Here is a 2,000-nt window from a genome sequence, read left to right as displayed (position 1 = left end):
GGGGTTCGCGTAAGACGCGCGCTACATCCGGTCCGGAATCGGCACGCCGAGCAGGCCAAGGCCGGCGGTGAGCACCCGCAGCGCGGCGGCGCACAGCGCGAGGCGGCTTTGCCTGGTCTCGTCGTCGTCGGCCTTGAGCACCGGGCACTGCTCGTAGAACGCGGTGAACAGGCTGGCGACCTCGAAGAGGTAGCCGCACAGCCGGTGCGGCTCGGTCGTGTCGACGACCTGCGTGACGACCGCGCCGAAGCCGAGCAGCTTCAGCGCCAGCTCCCGCTCGGCAGGCTCGGTCACCGCGATCGGGCCGCGCACGTCCGTTTCCGCGATCCCCGCCCTGCGGAAGATGGACCGGATCCTGGTCGTGGCGTACTGCAGGTAGGGCCCGGTGTCGCCGCGGAAGGAGATCATCCGGTCCCAGTCGAACGTGTACGTGCTGTCCCGTGCGGTAGACAGGTCCGCGTACTTGATCGCGCCGATGCCGATGTCCTGCGCGATCGCGTCCAGGTCGAGCCCGCGGTCCTGCTCATCGCGGTCGACCTCGTCCAGGATGGCGCGAGCCCGCTGGATTCCCTCGGTGAGCAGGTCGCTGAGCGGGACGTTGTCACCCGACCTTGTCCGCAGCCGCTGCCCGTCCGTGCCCAGGACCAGGCCGATCTGCGCGTGCGTGAAGTCGGCGGTCTCCGGCAGCCAGCCGGCCAGCCTGGCGACCGCGAACACCATCCTGAAGTGCAGCGTCTGGTCGGAGCCGACGACGTAGATCGCGCGGTCCGCGTTGAGCTTGTCGATCCGGTACCTGATCGTGGCCAGGTCGGTGGTCGAGTAGTTGTAGCCGCCGTCCCTCTTGCGGACGATGACCGGCAGCTGGGTGCCGTCGCGGCCGGTGAAGCCCGGCGGGAACACGCAGAGCGCGCCGTCGCTGATCACCGCGAGGCCCATGGCTTCGAGGTCCGCGACGACGTCGGCGAGCATGTCGTTGTAGAAGCTCTCGCCCCTGATGTCGTCGTCGGTCAGCGTGACCCGCAGCGCGGCGTAGGTGTTCCGCAGGTACTGCCTGGACAGCTCCATGAGCTCTTCCCAGAGCCGCTGCGTCGCCGGGTCATCCTGCGCTTGGAGCTTGACGACCCGCTCTCTCGCCCGGTCCGCGAAGGCCGCGTCGGTGTCGAACTTCACCCGGGCGGACTGGTAGAACGCGTTCGGGTCGGTGCGCAGCAGCTGCGCCTCGGGAGCGTCCTCGCCGATGTCGAAGAGGTACTCGATCAGCATGCCGAACTGCGTGCCCCAGTCCCCTACGTGGTTATCCCTGATCACGTGGTGGCCGGCGAACTCGGTCACCCGTGCGATCGCGTCACCGACGATCGTGGAGCGCAGGTGCCCGACGTGCATTTCCTTGGCGATGTTCGGCGAGGAGTACTCGACGATGACGGTGCGCGGGCTGGCGGCCAGCGGCGTGCCCAGCCTCGGGTCGGCGAGCAGGCCGGTGGTGGCCTCGGCGATCCATCCGGGCCGCAGCGTGAAGTTGACGAAGCCGGGGCCGCTGACCGTGGGCTCGGCGGCGATGTCGCTGACGTCCAGCCGGCCGATGATCTCGGCCGCGATGTCGCGCGGCGGCCTGCCGAGCCGCTTGGCGAGCGGCAGCGCCGCGTTGGACTGGTAGTCCGCGAACGAGGACGGGCGGATCAGCGGGTCCGCGTCGGCGTAACCGTCACCGAACGCCGCGCCGAGCGCGTCGCGCACCCGTGCGCTGAGGACCTGCTGAGGATCTGCCATGCAGACAGTCTAGTGAGTCGCGATGCAGGCGCAGACTGGTTATCGTTCGCGGTCGCGGCGCAGGAAGTGCGCGCCGCGCCGCTCGCTCGGCGCGCCGACCCGGGCCCTGATCTTCTCGGTGATGTCGCCGCGGGTCAGGTTCGCGGCGAGCGCGCAGGCGGAGCTGACCGCCCGCGCGGTCGACGCCCCGTGCGCGATGACGACGCTGCCGCCGAGCCCGAGCAGGGCAGCGC

At 70.1% G+C, this 2,000-nt stretch carries 1 protein-coding gene and 1 pseudogene; both read right to left on the bottom strand.

Going from position 1 to position 2,000, the window contains the following annotated elements; genetic code table 11:
* Nucleotides 1-21: 21 nt before the first annotated feature.
* Nucleotides 22-1,767 (bottom strand): arginine--tRNA ligase, encoded by a 1,746-nt coding sequence (gene argS / locus WA805_RS18745; protein ID WP_425242973.1) that lies wholly within the window; start codon nt 1,765-1,767, stop codon nt 22-24.
* A 39-nt stretch (nt 1,768-1,806) separates the two neighbouring features.
* Nucleotides 1,807-2,000 (bottom strand): annotated as a pseudogene (locus tag WA805_RS18740) (phosphate acyltransferase PlsX); the annotation flags it as partial.

Origin of the sequence: Trebonia sp. (assembly GCF_049794275.1) — a bacterium.
GTDB lineage: Bacteria > Actinomycetota > Actinomycetes > Streptosporangiales > Streptosporangiaceae > Trebonia.
This window is presented reverse-complemented; position numbering and strand designations above follow the sequence as displayed.

Bases quoted from the DNA above. Each gene is read 5' to 3' on its own strand.
- argS (WP_425242973.1), bottom strand. From the start codon at position 1,767: ATGGCAGATCCTCAGCAGGTCCTCAGCGCACGGGTGCGCGACGCGCTC.